15 protein-coding genes and 1 pseudogene are annotated in these 14,904 nt (G+C 43.0%); 6 read left to right on the top strand and 10 right to left on the bottom strand.

The window, feature by feature from the left end:
• Positions 1-202: 202 nt before the first annotated feature.
• Positions 203-1,390, top strand: coding sequence for an MGDG synthase family glycosyltransferase (locus MKZ09_RS05505; RefSeq protein ID WP_076137188.1), 1,188 nt, complete (start codon positions 203-205; stop codon positions 1,388-1,390).
• A 65-nt stretch (positions 1,391-1,455) separates the two neighbouring features.
• Here the strand turns inward: MKZ09_RS05505 and MKZ09_RS05500 are convergent, their stop codons facing one another.
• The 3 genes from MKZ09_RS05500 to thpR all read right to left on the bottom strand — a co-directional run bounded on the left by MKZ09_RS05500 (position 1,456) and on the right by thpR (position 3,819).
• Positions 1,456-2,139, bottom strand: a complete 684-nt coding sequence (locus tag MKZ09_RS05500) for a metal-dependent hydrolase (protein WP_076137186.1) — start codon at positions 2,137-2,139, stop codon at positions 1,456-1,458.
• 73 nt (positions 2,140-2,212) lie between these two features.
• Complete coding sequence (locus MKZ09_RS05495) at positions 2,213-3,139, bottom strand: cell wall hydrolase (RefSeq protein ID WP_076137184.1); 927 nt, start codon at positions 3,137-3,139, stop codon at positions 2,213-2,215.
• A 77-nt stretch (positions 3,140-3,216) separates the two neighbouring features.
• Complete coding sequence (gene thpR, locus MKZ09_RS05490; protein ID WP_076207368.1) at positions 3,217-3,819, bottom strand: RNA 2',3'-cyclic phosphodiesterase; 603 nt, start codon at positions 3,817-3,819, stop codon at positions 3,217-3,219.
• A gap of 89 nt (positions 3,820-3,908) precedes the next feature.
• Here thpR and MKZ09_RS05485 point away from each other — a divergent pair, with 89 nt between their 5' ends.
• Together MKZ09_RS05485 and MKZ09_RS05480 are read left to right on the top strand one after the other, a co-directional pair.
• Positions 3,909-4,865 carry a D-2-hydroxyacid dehydrogenase gene (locus tag MKZ09_RS05485; protein WP_076207365.1) on the top strand — a complete coding sequence of 319 codons (957 nt, stop codon included), beginning with the start codon at positions 3,909-3,911 and terminating at the stop codon, positions 4,863-4,865.
• Positions 4,866-4,943: 78 nt separating this feature from the next.
• Positions 4,944-5,459, top strand: coding sequence for a GrpB family protein (locus MKZ09_RS05480; RefSeq protein ID WP_076207362.1), 516 nt, complete (start codon positions 4,944-4,946; stop codon positions 5,457-5,459).
• Between the two features lie 75 nt (positions 5,460-5,534).
• Here the strand turns inward: MKZ09_RS05480 and MKZ09_RS05475 are convergent, their stop codons facing one another.
• Positions 5,535-6,944: a deoxyguanosinetriphosphate triphosphohydrolase family protein gene (locus MKZ09_RS05475; protein ID WP_076207359.1), complete on the bottom strand. Its 1,410-nt coding sequence runs from the start codon at positions 6,942-6,944 to the stop codon at positions 5,535-5,537.
• Between the two features lie 279 nt (positions 6,945-7,223).
• On the opposite strand from MKZ09_RS05475, the gene MKZ09_RS05470 reads away from it, so the two are divergent.
• Positions 7,224-7,973: a polysaccharide deacetylase family protein gene (locus tag MKZ09_RS05470; RefSeq protein ID WP_076129284.1), complete on the top strand. Its 750-nt coding sequence runs from the start codon at positions 7,224-7,226 to the stop codon at positions 7,971-7,973.
• Between the two features lie 66 nt (positions 7,974-8,039).
• Complete coding sequence (locus MKZ09_RS05465) at positions 8,040-9,038, top strand: substrate-binding domain-containing protein (RefSeq protein WP_076207356.1); 999 nt, start codon at positions 8,040-8,042, stop codon at positions 9,036-9,038.
• 389 nt (positions 9,039-9,427) lie between these two features.
• Here MKZ09_RS05465 and modB read toward each other — a convergent pair whose 3' ends face one another.
• From modB to MKZ09_RS05435, 6 genes and pseudogenes are all read right to left on the bottom strand, one after another.
• Positions 9,428-10,084 (bottom strand): molybdate ABC transporter permease subunit, encoded by a 657-nt coding sequence (gene modB / locus MKZ09_RS05460; RefSeq protein ID WP_172628881.1) that lies wholly within the window; start codon positions 10,082-10,084, stop codon positions 9,428-9,430.
• A gap of 40 nt (positions 10,085-10,124) precedes the next feature.
• Positions 10,125-10,919: a molybdate ABC transporter substrate-binding protein gene (modA, locus tag MKZ09_RS05455; RefSeq protein ID WP_370511183.1), complete on the bottom strand. Its 795-nt coding sequence runs from the start codon at positions 10,917-10,919 to the stop codon at positions 10,125-10,127.
• 204 nt (positions 10,920-11,123) lie between these two features.
• Positions 11,124-11,210, bottom strand: a pseudogene (locus tag MKZ09_RS05450) (oligopeptide transporter permease oppC); the annotation flags it as partial.
• A gap of 254 nt (positions 11,211-11,464) precedes the next feature.
• A complete protein-coding gene (locus MKZ09_RS05445; protein WP_076207354.1) occupies positions 11,465-12,430 on the bottom strand; it encodes a helix-turn-helix transcriptional regulator in 966 nt (321 codons plus the stop codon).
• A 199-nt stretch (positions 12,431-12,629) separates the two neighbouring features.
• The gene (locus MKZ09_RS05440) at positions 12,630-13,316 is read right to left on the bottom strand and encodes a hypothetical protein (protein ID WP_076137171.1); all 687 of its coding nucleotides are present in this window, start codon (positions 13,314-13,316) and stop codon (positions 12,630-12,632) included.
• 190 nt (positions 13,317-13,506) lie between these two features.
• Positions 13,507-14,193 carry a M50 family metallopeptidase gene (locus MKZ09_RS05435; RefSeq protein ID WP_076207351.1) on the bottom strand — a complete coding sequence of 229 codons (687 nt, stop codon included), beginning with the start codon at positions 14,191-14,193 and terminating at the stop codon, positions 13,507-13,509.
• Between the two features lie 225 nt (positions 14,194-14,418).
• On the opposite strand from MKZ09_RS05435, the gene MKZ09_RS05430 reads away from it, so the two are divergent.
• The gene (locus MKZ09_RS05430) at positions 14,419-14,886 is read left to right on the top strand and encodes a hypothetical protein (protein WP_076137168.1); all 468 of its coding nucleotides are present in this window, start codon (positions 14,419-14,421) and stop codon (positions 14,884-14,886) included.
• Positions 14,887-14,904 lie beyond the last annotated feature (18 nt).

The raw sequence follows: 14,904 nt of genomic DNA, 5'->3' as shown, positions 1-14,904 counted from the left end.
CGGTCATTTGGTCATTCACTACTTTATCATGTTGTTTTCTAGTTTGCAATACTTTGGGCGAACCTTTTATTTTTTTATTTATTGCAGGGTTTTAACTTTCTATTTACGTCTTACTTGTATAATGTGAGTATAGTATAGATTTCCTAGTATAATTAGAAGAAGGAAAGCATTTCTATAGAAAAGGAAAGTAGCAGGTGAACTTATGCGAAAGAAAAGAGTACTGCTGTTTTCGGAAGGCTTCGGTACGGGCCACACAGGAGCAGCCTATGCTCTGGCCGAAGGAATAAAGCTGCTGAATCCGGATGTCCAGTGCCGAGTCATCGAGCTGGGGAAATTTCTTAACCCGACGGTCGCCCCTTGGATTCTTTCCGCTTACCGCAAAACAGTTAGCAGCCAGCCTAAGCTGGTCGGCATGATGTATAAGACACAATATCATAAATCATTGAACCCGTTGACTAAAATGGCGCTTCACCGGATTTTTTATACACATGCTTCACAGGTGATCGAACAGCTAAAGCCTGATTTGATTATCTGCACTCATCCCATTCCGGCTGCGGTCATTTCCAGACTAAAGCGTCGTGGATTAAATGTGCCTCTGTATACATTAATTACAGATTATGATGCCCATGGAAGCTGGGTAAATTCCGAGGTCAATCGTTATCTCGTATCTACCCCACGCGTCAAATCCATTCTGACGGGCCGTGGGATCGCTCCAGAGCTAGTAACCGTCACTGGCATCCCAGTGCACCCAAAGTTCTGGGAACGCTCCAACAAGACGCTGCTGCGCAAGGAACTGGGATTGGCTGATATACCAACCGTACTCATTATGGGTGGAGGTTGGGGGCTGATGTTCGGCAAAGAGATTATGCATTCCCTCACCGCCAGAATGGATGAGATTCAGCTCGTCTTCTGTATGGGCAGCAATGAGAAGCTAATCGCCAAAATGAAGTCCAATCCGCTGCTCAATCATCCCAATGTTAAAATTCTGGGATATAGCAGTGAAATCAATAAATTGATGGATGCCTCAGACCTGCTGATCACGAAGCCTGGAGGGATGACCTGCACAGAAGGTCAGGCCAAAGGAATTCCGATGCTTTTCTATAAAGCCATTCCAGGTCAGGAAGAGAAAAACTGCCAATATTTCGTAGAGCTTGGGCTGGCAGAGGTGCTCGACTCGGAAGTAGTGAACAAATGGTTCACTATGATGCTGCGTGAATATTCAGTTCTGGAAGAGCAACGCAGACGACGTCTCGCTCCAGATAAACATCAACCGCAAAGCTGTGCGACTACTGTTCTGAAGATGTTAGGTAATCCCGTAAGCGAGGCAACTGAAATCAGAGGCTCTAGAGCGCCAGCACGTAATGAAGAACCTGTATGTATTACACCTTAAAGAATAAGCAGGTAGTCAGGGAATTCCCCCGGCTACCTGCTTTTTTTAATATAAATCGGATTGGTTTAAATTTCTACACTCTCACCAGCTTTAAGCGGGAAACCTTCCACTCCCTCTTGGTGCAGGCGATCGCAGAAATCAGCACCATCCTGAGCAATATCCGGAAATGTATTGTAATGTAGCGGGATCACCTTATCCGCCCGCAGCCAGCGTGCGGCCAGCAAGGCGTCATCCGGTCCCATGGTAAGCATATCGCCTATAGGCAGAGCTGCCAAGGCAATCGCATTCCTTTCTCCAATGAGGCGCAGATCACTGAATAGCGCGGTATCCCCCGCATGGAAAATCGTCTTGCCCTCAATCGTTAACAAAATCCCCGCGGGTTGTCCAGCATAAATCCAAGAGTCGCCTTCCTGAATGGATGAGGAATGAAATGCCTGCGTAAATTTCACAGTCATCCCGGCATAGGTATGACTACCACCTATATTCATGTGCTTTACCTGTGCACCCTTCATCCGGCAATATTCGGCAAGCTCAAACACCGCAAAGATCGGACAATCATTCTGCTTGGCAATTTCGACAGCATCTCCTAAATGATCAGAGTGGCCGTGAGTAAGCAGAACGGCATCAACGGAAATCTCGGCAGGTGAAATACCGGAGTTCGGATTGCCTGACAAAAAGGGGTCAATAATAACCTTCACGTTCCCCGTCTCTACCAGCAGAGCTGAATGTCCATAATAAGTGATTTTCATGGTTATCTTCACCTCCAGATTCATATAGTTTAGTTTACCCTATATAGCGCTGAGGTTCACAGATCCACCAAATTTATTTATAAAAAGTATGATTGCCAATGGTTTTAACATAAGTCTGTGTATGATGTACGGTCAGATCCTGTGCAAGTTTTAGCGACAAGAAAAAGTAAGTATTATCGGGAACTTCCTTTACTCCGGAGAGTGCAGCATTCACCGCTTTAATACTATCATCGTTAGGCTTCACACGGTTAAGACGCCCGTTAGCTACAGGGCTGAACTGGCTCTTCTGATAAATAACCTTATATATCGTGTCGGGGAAATTGGCTGACCGCAGCCTATTCAGAACAACGTTGGCAACTGCCACCTTGCCCTTGTACGGTTCACCTTCCGCCTCTGCCATTACAATTTTTTGTAGCAGAAGCAGTTCTTCTTCGGATACAGCGTAGCGCCGGGTTGCTTTACTTTGCTGCTCCTGGCTTAATAGCTCTGTCCGAGAGAAGTACAATGTTGTGAGGGGATGTTTCTGAGAAGCCGAGACTGTCTTCGCTGTCGCCTGACTACTCTTTGTTGCTGTTTCCGCCAATTGCGACGCTTTTTGCGCAGCTGGCTTGGATTGTACTACATCAGCCTTCACCCGAATAATGGAAACGTTCGATGTGTTTTTTGTGTTTTTTTGTTTTAATTTTTTTACACTAAGCCATTCCACACCCTTCGCCGGTTTCCAAGCGGAACTTAAAAGACTGAATGTGTTATTAAGCTTATTGGCTTGTGTAACTTCAGTAATGCCCCTCGTAATGCTACTCGTTATACTAGACTTCGATTCATCTTGCAAAAGAGAAAGTACGGATGCACGGCTGGTGGATTGCAACTTATCCATCTGCACCCTGTCCATCTTCCCTTCCGCAACTTGTTCGGGTTGCAATAAGCTTATGGCAGAGAAACACACTAGTATAACGCCAACGAGCAACGCAATATAGCGGTTTTGTTTAAAAATTAACATGATATTCCTCCTATTTCACGGCACATTCCTATTGTATGTAACCGAAAACGGAAGCTTTGAAAACTTTATTATCGATTTTAAACTGTAAACTTTTCAATAATTTCATACATAGGAATGGCATACATTCTGGTAGCATACAACACAAAACTATCAATCGTCCAGTCTCTCTGATAGTTTTTTAGGTTCCAATCATCATCCAATTTCAGTAAGTTTTCCAGCAATTTATCATCATATGAATTTTTTCCCCGGTACTTTCGAGCCACGGTAAGATGCGGTTTATAGGCCCTGGATTCGCCTGAAAAACCTAATGGAAACGTCGCTGAATGCACTCTGGCAGCTAATTGATTTAATGCCTCTATTTCGCCGGAAACCCCTATCCACAGGACTCTTGGGGAAGCTGGAAGACCAAATGTGTCCCATTTGTCCAAAGACAGATTGAAGGGTCTGCCTTGACCCGCAGTCTGCCTCAAGAATTTTACTAAATCTGGAATTTTGGACTTTGGGGTATCTCCTAAAAATTGCAGGGTAATATGATAATCTTGCGGATTTGTCCATTTAGCAAAATCAAAATTTTCAGATAGCTTTGAACATGCCTGTGCCACTATTTCTCGCAGCTCAGAAGGTAATTTTACAGCAAGAAAAAGCCGTTCTGATTCGTTCTCTGATGGTTTAGCATCCATGGTCAATTTCACCTTCTCCAATAGATTTGGTATTCTTAACCTATAACATGATCCATATCCATTAAACCACAAAGTAGGAGGAATACATCATGACTAAGTCTATAGTATGTCTACAACCACTTACATCTCAGCAGCAGGAAAGGATCAAAGCCGCTGCCCCAGGCTATACATTTTCACAAGGAGACGCAAAAAATCCGGATTTGCAGCTGCTTGCAGAAGCAGAAATTGTAATTGGCTGGGCAAAAGGTATTTCGGATACACTCCTTCGCCCCGAGTCCTCCCTTCGCTGGGTTCAGTCCTGGTCTGCTGGTATTGAGAAGCTTCCTCTCGATCGTCTTAAAGAACAAGGAATCCTGCTCACCAGTGGGAGCGGAGTTCATGCCGAACCTATTTCTGCGGTAATCTTCGGGTTTATGCTTCTCTTCACCCGTAATTTGCATACGGCTGTACGTAATCAGCAGAACCGTATTTGGAAATCTGATGGCAGTGAAAGCGAGCTGTTCGGTAAAACAGCTGTAATAGCTGGAACTGGAGCGATCGGCAGTGAAACCGCCAGAATTGCTAAAGCCTTCCGGATGAAGACTATCGGTGTCAGCCGTTCCGGTAAGCCAGTTGCAGACTTTGATCAAATCTATACAACAGATCGTTTATCCGAAGCTGTAAGTCAAGGCGATTTCATCATCAATACCCTTCCTATTACCGATGAGACCAAGCATTTATTTAATGCCACCAGCTTCTCCGCGTTTAAAGAAGGCTCCTATTACATTAACATTGGCCGGGGCGCAACTACCGATACAGAGGCGCTGATCGATGCCTTGAATCGCGGACAACTCCGTGGCGCTGGGTTGGATGTTTTTGAGACCGAACCTCTTCCGCAGGATCATCCGCTTTGGTCTATGGAGCAGGTTATCATCACTCCACACTCCGCTGGAATTACAGATCAATACGCTGACCGGATCGTTAATATTTTTACCGAAAATGTGAAGTCTTACTTATCATCAGGCACGCCTTCTCTAAATCTTGTTGATTATGACCGGCAATATTAATAATAAGCTTTACAAAACAGGAACATCTGTTCTATAATAAGAAAATCCAAAGTTATCCATAAAGAGAGGGTTAGTGCAATGAAGGTCACGGTCACAGAATTTAACGAACAATGGGGTCTACTGTTCAACGAAGAAGCTCAGAAGATTAAAGATATCTTTGCTGATGCCCTTGTTGATATTCACCATATTGGCAGCACTTCTGTTTCCGGACTCAAAGCGAAACCAATCATAGATATAATGCCTGTAGTACGAAATATCGCAGCTGTAGATGAGTTCAACCAGCAAATGACAGCACTTGGTTATGAATGTATGGGTGAGTTCGGTATCAGTGGCAGAAGATATTTCAGAAAAGGCGGAAATAGCAGAACCCATCATGTTCATGTCTTCCAAATGGATAATAAGATAGATATCGGTCGTCATCTGGCTGTAAGAGACTACCTTCGATCACATCCGGAGGCGGTTAAACAGTACGGAGATTTAAAGAATACTCTTGCCAAACAATTCCCAGAAGACAGTGGAGCTTATATAGACGGGAAAGAAGAATTTGTAGTTAATCTTGAAAAAAGGGCATATGAGTGGTATTTAAATCAATAATCCTTATAAAAATAGCCCCTGCTGTTCATTTAGATCATCCTAAATGAACAGCAGGGACTACTTGTCTAAGAGCCTCTAATCCAAATCATAAATCGAGCCGACTTTCAGTCCGTACAGCTCATTATATATTTTCTCTGCAAAAGCATCAGTCATCCCTGCGATATAATCAATCACCATATGCTCCCAAGTCCAAATCGGCTTTGCCTGCTTCTGATCTTTCTCAAAGCGCTGCAGCCAATCCGATGGAATAATGGCTTTAGAGGTCTGTGGATCCAGAAATGCTCCCCATAGACGGCGCAAAATCCACTCACTACGTTTCTGCAGCCGCTGCACACGCAAATCACGGATCATAGTGACCCATGCGAAGCTTTTCAGCACACTGACGGTCCGCAGCATATCTTCATCTTCTTTTCCTTCCTTTATAAAGGTGACCTTCTTCCAGTCTCCATCTTGGATCACTCCCAAGCTTGCGACAAAGGTACTTACCCAATAAGCCTTAACTTCACGTCGAGTGCGGGAATAGTCGTTTTCACAGGTTGGCATTTTTTCCTTCCAAACCCGAAGAAATGAACTGAGCACTTCCTCAACCTTCGCGCGAATGCCTTCCTCTTCCCAGCCCTTCCAGAAGAAATCCTCGAGCGTGGTGATTTTCTCCACGATTAACCGCTGGATATAAGAATCATGCATAAAGTGTTCATGCACTTCAATCTTTCCGGCTTTAATCCCATCCTCCAGATCATGTGCAGAATAAGCGATATCGTCACAAAGGTCCATAAGCTGAGCCTCCAACGTTTTCTTACCTGTTGGTATTCCCCATTCTTTGCGGATCTCCGAAATATATCCCCATTCGTGCAGGTACATCCCCTTCTTCAGCGAGGTGCCGGGAAAAGGATATTTATTTATGCCTAGCAGCACAGCATCCGACAGATTTAGGCCATCAATATTTTCACGCTTCTCCAGAAACATAATCAGCCGATAATTGTGGGCATTTCCTTCGAAATGCTCATAACGTTGCTTCATCTGCTCATGGATCAGCAGCCGATCCACACCCGTTGCGCCTGATTGCAGCGCAGCTTCGTTAGTTTTCTTTTCAATAAGCTGTTCCAAAATATTATCCAGCACTTCTTCCCCTTTATGTCCAAAGGGAGGATGGCCAAAATCATGAGCGATAGCTGCGCATTCCACTACCTCTGGATCAATAACAAGACCCGGATTCTCTGCCTTAGTGGTTTCCACTTCTGGATACGATCGCAGCAGACTTTTCGCCGCCTCACGGGCAATCTGCGCAACTTCAAGTGAGTGAGTCAGACGCGTACGGTAATAATCACCCGTCCCTGCTCCGAATACTTGTGATTTACCTTGTAGCCTACGAAAAGTAGGCGAATGAATCAGACGTGAATAATCACGCTCATAAGCAGCTCTCGACGTTTCAAGGCGGGTAATCTCCGGATATTGCCGGTGTTCTCTTTTTTCAATAAGTGTCATATTCCCACCCCTAACCAAATGTCTGTATATAGTACTTCATTATAAGGCATTTTCATAACTATTTTCACATCAAAATACAAAAGCTAATTTAATTATAAACGGGCATGTCGATAACTATGTAATCATCAGAAGCCAAAATGAATCTCATAACCTTTACATGAAGGTATAGTAGAAAGAAGAAAGAGCACGAAAAAAGACTGGTTGTCTATACAAAACTTAAACTATGAATATACCTACCCCCAAAAGGAGCACTCTAAAATAAAAAAAACAGGTGAAATGATGAAAACTCGCAGCAAAATTATGATGATCACCCTTACACTCTTTTTATGCTTCACGAACTCTGCTCTAGGCAGTCCAAGCAAAAACCGCGACTACTACGAAAAAAGAGGAGACATGATTTGGGAAGTACATACTAACCAAAAAGTGATTGCATTGACGTTCGATGACGGTCCTGACCCTACTGAAACCGATCAAATCTTAAAGGTATTGAATCAATACCATGCGAAATGCACCTTTTTTGCGATAGGAAAAAGAATTGCAGCCTATCCAGAGGTAGCGAAACGAGTTATTGCTGAGGGGCATGAATTAGCTAACCATACCTACAATCACGTTTATTTTAAAAGACCTATTAATGAAGCGCAATTTGAGCAGGAGCTAAAATTAACCGAAGAAGAGATTATAAAAGTCTCCGGTAAACATAGTTCACTGTTCAGACCACCAGGTGGCATGTATGACGAGACCTTAGTAGATCTGTCTAACAATATGGGCTTGAAGCCAATATTATGGTCCTGGCATCAAGATACACGTGACTGGAATCGCCCAGGCGTATACAGTATTTCGAACAAGGTCATTCGAAATGCGCGTAATGGGGACATCGTTCTGTTTCATGATCATGTGCACGGGCAGTCACAAACTAGAGAAGCGCTTAAAATTATTTTGCCGGAATTAGAAAAGAAAGGCTTTCGATTTGTCACTGTCTCTGAGTTGATCAAATTATCCAGTACACAGCAGGCTGGGAAACAACAATAGGCTAATTGCACAGGGCTTCAAAATAGGGTAGTCTTGTCCTAATATGAAGTTCTGGAGGCTTTTGTGATGCCCGATAATACATCCTATACGACAGAGGAAATTGCCCGCTTATTAAAAATATCAAAATTAAAAGTATATGATCTAATTAAAAAAGGGGAGCTCCCCTCCTACCGTGTAGGAAAACAAATGCGCGTGGATCAATCCGATTTGGAAGCCTACAAACAAAATACACGGAGTGGGGCGTCTACCGCTAACCTTACTACTATAATGGGCCAAACTCCACCAGCAATACCCTTAGCCTTTTCCGGTACAAATCCAGCTCAAATGCCAGCACAATCTCCTCACCTTAAAGCTGTAGGACACAGCTTGGTGATTACAGGTCAGGATATGTCACTAGATATTCTAGCTACCTATTTAGAACGGGCTCTGCCTACTGAACGTCCTCTTCGTTCTTATGCCGGGAGTCTAGACAGCCTGATAGCCATGTATAAAGGGGAATCGGACATTGTCAGCACACATCTGCTCGACGGGGATACTGGAGAATACAACCTACCCTATATCCGTAAAATACTCGTCGGATGCTCTTATGTTGTAATTCGCCTGCTAACCCGAAGTGCTGGTTTTTATGTACAAAAAGGGAACCCTAAAGGTATTCAGGAATGGTCTCACTTAGAACAGAATGGACTCACGCTGATCAATAGAGAACGAGGCTCAGGTGCACGCGTATTATTGGATGAAGAGCTTCGATTGCATGGCATTCCAGCAGCCAGCCTAACAGGCTATAAGAACGAGGAGAACAGTCATTTGGCAGTTGCCGGTAAAGTGGCCCGGGGAGAAGCTGATGTAGCTATCGGCACCGAGAAAGCCGCCAAGATTGTCAACGGCGTTGATTTTATTCCTATGATTCAGGAGTGCTACGACCTGGTGATGATTAAAAAACCGGAGCATGAGCAATGGATCGCTGCCGTGATTGATATTTTGCGTTCACCAGCCTTCCAGAATGAGCTTGGATCCATTCACGGATATGATCTCACGGAAACTGGGACGATTATTTATGAGACTTAATGGTCGCAGACAGAAGAAGGAAGCAATATGCAGAAGCGTTTAGCTGTATTTCGTACAACTATATTTCTTCGAACAACTAGCAAATTAGATATAACTGTATTTGGTACATCTATTTCTTTTGAATTACTACCACATAGGTGATTTTCGCGTTTTAGTTGTATAGAATACAATTAAAGCTAGAACGATCCCTTATGCAGACCGAATAACTGTATAGAATGCAGTTAACTCACAGATTCCATCAAAATTTGGCGGTGCTAAAAGCTAATCTAAAAGCTGACATCAAAGTCGCCGGGTTTCCACTCGCTCAGCATCTGCTCAAACCGCCGCCGCAAACCAGAAACACCAGGCAGCAACTCTCCCATAACCGGAGAATCGCTGTCTGGTGTTTTTTAAGAACGCCGATTCACAAACATCAGCATAGCGGCTGAAATAACAATAATTGAGCATACCCACATCCACGCGAGCGTCATATTGCCTCCATCTACCGCAACATAGATCGCTGTGGGTAAGGTTTGCGTACGACCCGGAATATTGCCAGCTACCATGATGGTAGCTCCAAACTCCCCAAGACCGCGGGCAAAGCCAAGAACATAACCGGCTGCCAGCGACCGGCCCGCAAGCGGCAGCGTGACATAACGCAGTACTTGCAGTTCACTTGCCCCTTGTGCCCGCGCTGCATCTTCAAGATCTGCTTCTATCCCTTCGAAACCCGCCTTCACTGTGCGGTATACGAGTGGAAAAGCTACGACTACAGCGGCGATAACAGCTGCCCCCCATGTGAACAGGATCGTCTGCTCCGTCATCTGTTCATACCATCTGCCGATCCAGCTTCGTCGGCCTAAAATAACTAAAAGCACAAATCCCACGACCGTCGGCGGCAAAACGAGCGGAAGCAGCATTATGGTCTCTACTAAGCTGTGACCGGGAAACTTCCGGCCTGCCATGGCCTTCGCAGCAGCTGTTGCCAAAATGAATACAATAATGCTGGTAATCACAGATATTTTTACGGAAAGCCATACCGGGGCGAAGAAATCAGTCCAATTTATTTCCAACCTTATTCCACCCGCTTCTACTCGTAATTTCTATTTAAGGAAGCAGGAAGCCATAACTTACAAAGATATCATTAGCTTCCTTGCTCTGAAGGTAACTATACAACTCCTTAGCTGCCTTTTGATTCTTCGAGCTCTTCACGATGCCTGCCGGATAATTTATGGCTTTGTGTACATGTGGACCGACCGTCAAAGCGATTTTAGTTTTCTTTGAAGTAAGCGCATCTGTCTTATAGACAAAACCAGCATCGGCATTTCCTGTTTCTACATAAGAGAGAACCTGACGCACATCCTTGGCAAATACGAGTTTGCTTTGCAGCGGATCCCATACCTTTTTCGCTGCCAGCGATTGCTGAGCATATTGACCCGCCGGCACAGATTCAGGCTGTCCCACTGCCACCTTCTTAAAAGCTTTATCCGTAAGCTGAGTAATCGTAGTTAATTTGACCTTTGAATCTGAGGGTACAACTACAACCAATTGATTCTTAAGCAGAACCTTATGATCGAAGATAAGTCCACCTTCCACCAGTGCATTCATCTGTTTATCACCTGCAGAGAAGAACAGATCCGCCGGGGCCCCTTGCTCAATCTGCTTTTGCAGAGTGCCGGATGCCGCATAATTAAAAACCAAATCAATATCGGGATGTTTCTTTTCATAAAGGAGGGCAATCTTATCCAGGCTGTCTTGCAAACTAGCCGCTGCGGAAACAATAATTTCGGTCTTCTTGGTGGCTGCTTGCACCTCTACACCTGAACCTGCAGATAAATTTACAACCAGAAGGATTGCCAATATCCCCATCACGGAGAGTGCCCATTTCTTAAACATTTCCATTCCTCCCAATTTCGTATGTATATATTTAGATGCTATTCTAGCATACAGTTTTTCGTTTTTCTATAACTACAGTTGTGTTTGGATATGTTTAGTTATATATTGTTATAATTAGACAATATATAACGATGATTTTGGCTTTTTGCACACAAAAAAGATGCCTCTGACGCCCCTAAATAGGGCTGCAAAGACACCACACGAATGATGTTAATTCTTTATACGAGGGTCAAGCACAGCACGCAGACCATCACCCATCAAGTTAAAGCCCAGTACCGTCAACATAATGGATAATCCACTCCCCCAGAAACCTCACCCGGATTAATATATTCATTTTTAAGAATCAAATGAATCTAGAGAATAGCTTTCTTCTGTATAAAATTGAACAAAGGTCAAATTCGAGGATAAAAATAACTCTATAAATTGCAATTATGTTATTTAATGTATGGTGATATTATAAAAAGACTCACCAAACAAGAGAAATATTCTATAATTTTTGATTTGTAACAATATATGTAAACGAATATTTCATTTGAAGGTGAGAATCCATCTTATTTATATTGTGATATCCATTTCTCCAACTGCTGCCTGAGCACTTCCCGATAATATAACGGCTCTATGATTTCTGCATCCTCTTCGAATCTCTTAATCCAGCGGACAAATGCAATATCTTGTTCCAACGCGACTTTAAAATAACAACACCGAGCTTGACGGTCTACTTTATTCGGCTTATAGGGCAGATCCTCTCTCTTAAGCCCTTCCATGATTCGCTCCGAAAATTTCACTTTAAACTCTACTTGCAAACTATCGCGGTCAAGCGACCATTTTTGCTTCATAAAAGCTTGCAAATCAAATGATTCCTTTGAGAAGCAGCGGTTTAGTGGCTTCACGTTTGAAAAATCGTTGATATGATATGTACGAATAACACCCTGATGATGGCAAAATCCAATGAGATGAAAACGATTTTCCAGTGGGACTAAACAATAAGGATCGATGGTTATTTCTTTCTCCTCCACCGCATTCTCACAATAATTCGCTTGAATACTCCTCTGCTTTAATAAAGCCTCCAAAATAGGTGTTAAAAAAGATTGATGCTCCATCTGTGCACCGCTTCTTTCCAACCAGATTGTACCTGCTTCTCTTCTTGCACGTTCTATCGTTTCTTCCCGCTCCGCCTTTCGCTTGTATTCAGCTGCAACTACTTTTTCATAAGCGCCTTCAAAACCGATAGGCAGAACGGGTTTAATATCTTCCATAATATAGCGTAGTTGCGAAAACGCAGACGCCTCTTCTTCCGACCAATCCAAAGGATAAAGTGCAAAATTGCCAATAAAAGCATAGCCTTTTCCATGTCCAAGGTGGGTTATAGGAATATGCATGGCGCTAAGCGCGTCCATATCCCGGTATATCGTTCTCTCGCTGTTGCCGCAGCGTTCCGCCAATTCACGGGCTAATATCCCTGGCTTGGCTTGAACAAGTGTAATAATGCGCATCAGTCGGATTAATCGGTCTGTCATATTCAGTTCCCCTTGATTTATGGTTAAATAGACCCATTATTTTATGAAAAAAAGTAATAGTGTGATAGAACTTTTTTACTATGTTACCACATTTTATATTACAATTCTTCTGATTATTTTCCGCCGAACCCGCTGACAAAACAAATTTATGTATAGGTCTTTTTTCGTCAATATGCATCTTCTAGTTGTATGTCCTATATCAATTTCCAGTAGCAGTTTTCCCCCGCTTCTGATACTCGAATCCAATCTGTTTATACAACATTTCGGCCTCTTTAAGTAGTAAAGGATCTCCAGAACGTACGGCTAGTAATAGTAATTTATCTGCGTGACGGCAGAGCATTTCATGAGCTTGACTATGTTGTCCTTTATTTTGCAACATGGTTGCCTCCTCAATCGTTTCAGCTGTTTTTAACAATTCCAAATGTTTCTCTACGTGAAAGCAGCAGCTTTCACTCAGAACCTGAGTATGATGGGTGTATTCTAGCTCAAGAACCTTTACTGGAAGTTCTTGAACACGCTCTACGGTTGGCTTTTTATATTTCCACTGTAAGGAAAGAGCTTCATATCTACCTGCAATAGTAGTAGAGATATTGAATTCCAAAGCAATAAACTTTCGTTGCCCCGTTTTTATTTTGCCAAGCTTAAGAAGTAGCGATCTGCCTTCACCGACTTCAAACTCACACCCATACGAGCGCTTAAAAGTTACATGGGGTTCAAGCCAAACCCGCAGCTCAATTTCACGGGCAACCACTTTATAACTGCTGGGTCGGCTATGCTCTGCAGGTATATTCCCTTTCCATTCAACAAGCAAAATAACATTACGATTGCCGCCTGCAAAAATACGATTTTGACTCCATGTGAATACGGGATGAATACTTTCTATCATTATTTCCACCTCTTTCTTTTTTTGGGTCTTCTATTAATGTACCAATAATGGCGGACAACTCCATGTCATGGAATGTATGTTCGGTTCTATATTATCGACAAAAAAAGAGTCATTCTACATGCTTAGTAGACTGACTCTTGTAAAAACAACCCCTTTTGTCTTTTTATGACGAAAATTTTATGTTTTTTTCTCATCGACTCCCTAATTTAGTCTGCACTCGCTCTCGTTTGAAAAATAGTCCCAGTGCCCATTTAGCACACAACAGAGAAAATATAAAAAACAGTGTGGCCCAAAATATTGCGGGTATGGGAGTCATTCTTGCCAGATTACTGGCATCTCCTGCACGGGACGGTGATACAGCAGCCGCGTATACCAGAAATAAACTTCCCATTACAGACTCCTCCAAGGTTAAAAAGGCCAATAACAAATAATAATATTTGCTGGCCTTCTTCCAAACCACCAGCATTAGAATATTTAGCGTAATAAATCCGCCCAACCACATCATGCCAAAGCTTCCTCGTACGTATAGCAGGAGCATAATCAACGCCACACCCGTAGCTAAGATAAGGCCCCAATCATGGCGTCCCTTACTATATAAATAGAAGAGCAGAAGTGCAAATAAGGAGGCTAGCAAATAACCCGAGAGGGAAACTAATATTGCCTTGCCCCCTTCTTGAATCGCTGAATAGGTTACACCGCTATGATCTGCGTATAATTCAATCCTCAGCACACTGCCCGACAGTAGTAAGGTCATCAAAGCATGATCAAATTCATGAATCATCGTGTCTAAATTCCGAAACAAAGATGAAAATGGGATCAATCTAGTCAAAAAAGCAGATCCGATCAGAAGCAATATTGTTTTAAGCCATTTGTTCAATCGACAGCAGCCCCTTTCGTCCAAAGTATACGATAAATAGTACCTCTTCTCAATCGAGATAATCACGGACTGATCGTGTTTAATAATGAGTAAACGAAATCCTTAAGGAGGTAAAAATTACTTTCATTATAAGCATTGCCAGTCCCATGGCGTACGCTGTCAGAAGCTGTCAAGCTGTGTTAAAATAAAAGAACTACAAGCCTAAATTGGGTGGTGATTATATAGATGAAGCAACATAAATCCCGAACATATCTACAGCTGTTATATTCGCTCCTGTTCTTGCTGACGCTTACTGTATGCCTGCCAGCTCCTGTAGCAAAGGCTAATATATTCAGTGATATCTATAATGGAGTTAAAAATTTCTCCGAGCTGCCAAACGAAGTGAATGAATTAAAGGAAGGTTTTCAGCAAACTGCTGAAGAGCTTCAGCAGGCAAAGGATAAGCTCGCGAATACCACGCAGGAGATGGAAGCTTACCGGATACAGAACGAAAGCCTACAAGAGCAGAATCGCCAACTGACGCAGATGGTTGATGAATTAAAAAATGACCGGACGGCACGCGAAGAATATTATCACAAAATCAAAGTGACTATTTTTACAGGGATTGGACTAATCCTAGGTTATTTTATACTGATCCGTTTTATTCGTTTCAGCATGCTTTACCGTTCGCGAAAGGGCGACCGTCTGCGTTAGTCTTATGTATTCTTGAAG

Origin of the sequence: Paenibacillus sp. FSL R5-0908 (assembly GCF_038006245.1) — a bacterium.
GTDB lineage: Bacteria > Bacillota > Bacilli > Paenibacillales > Paenibacillaceae > Paenibacillus_AQ > Paenibacillus_AQ odorifer.
This window is presented reverse-complemented; position numbering and strand designations above follow the sequence as displayed.

Bases quoted from the DNA above. Each gene is read 5' to 3' on its own strand.
- MKZ09_RS05505 (WP_076137188.1), top strand. From the start codon at position 203: ATGCGAAAGAAAAGAGTACTGCTGTTTTCGGAAGGCTTCGGTACGGGC.
- MKZ09_RS05500 (WP_076137186.1), bottom strand. From the start codon at position 2,139: ATGAAAATCACTTATTATGGACATTCAGCTCTGCTGGTAGAGACGGGG.
- MKZ09_RS05495 (WP_076137184.1), bottom strand. From the start codon at position 3,139: ATGTTAATTTTTAAACAAAACCGCTATATTGCGTTGCTCGTTGGCGTT.
- thpR (WP_076207368.1), bottom strand. From the start codon at position 3,819: ATGGATGCTAAACCATCAGAGAACGAATCAGAACGGCTTTTTCTTGCT.
- MKZ09_RS05485 (WP_076207365.1), top strand. From the start codon at position 3,909: ATGACTAAGTCTATAGTATGTCTACAACCACTTACATCTCAGCAGCAG.
- MKZ09_RS05480 (WP_076207362.1), top strand. From the start codon at position 4,944: ATGAAGGTCACGGTCACAGAATTTAACGAACAATGGGGTCTACTGTTC.
- MKZ09_RS05475 (WP_076207359.1), bottom strand. From the start codon at position 6,944: ATGACACTTATTGAAAAAAGAGAACACCGGCAATATCCGGAGATTACC.
- MKZ09_RS05470 (WP_076129284.1), top strand. From the start codon at position 7,224: ATGAAAACTCGCAGCAAAATTATGATGATCACCCTTACACTCTTTTTA.
- MKZ09_RS05465 (WP_076207356.1), top strand. From the start codon at position 8,040: ATGCCCGATAATACATCCTATACGACAGAGGAAATTGCCCGCTTATTA.
- modA (WP_370511183.1), bottom strand. From the start codon at position 10,919: ATGGAAATGTTTAAGAAATGGGCACTCTCCGTGATGGGGATATTGGCA.
- MKZ09_RS05445 (WP_076207354.1), bottom strand. From the start codon at position 12,430: ATGACAGACCGATTAATCCGACTGATGCGCATTATTACACTTGTTCAA.
- MKZ09_RS05440 (WP_076137171.1), bottom strand. From the start codon at position 13,316: ATGATAGAAAGTATTCATCCCGTATTCACATGGAGTCAAAATCGTATT.
- MKZ09_RS05430 (WP_076137168.1), top strand. From the start codon at position 14,419: ATGAAGCAACATAAATCCCGAACATATCTACAGCTGTTATATTCGCTC.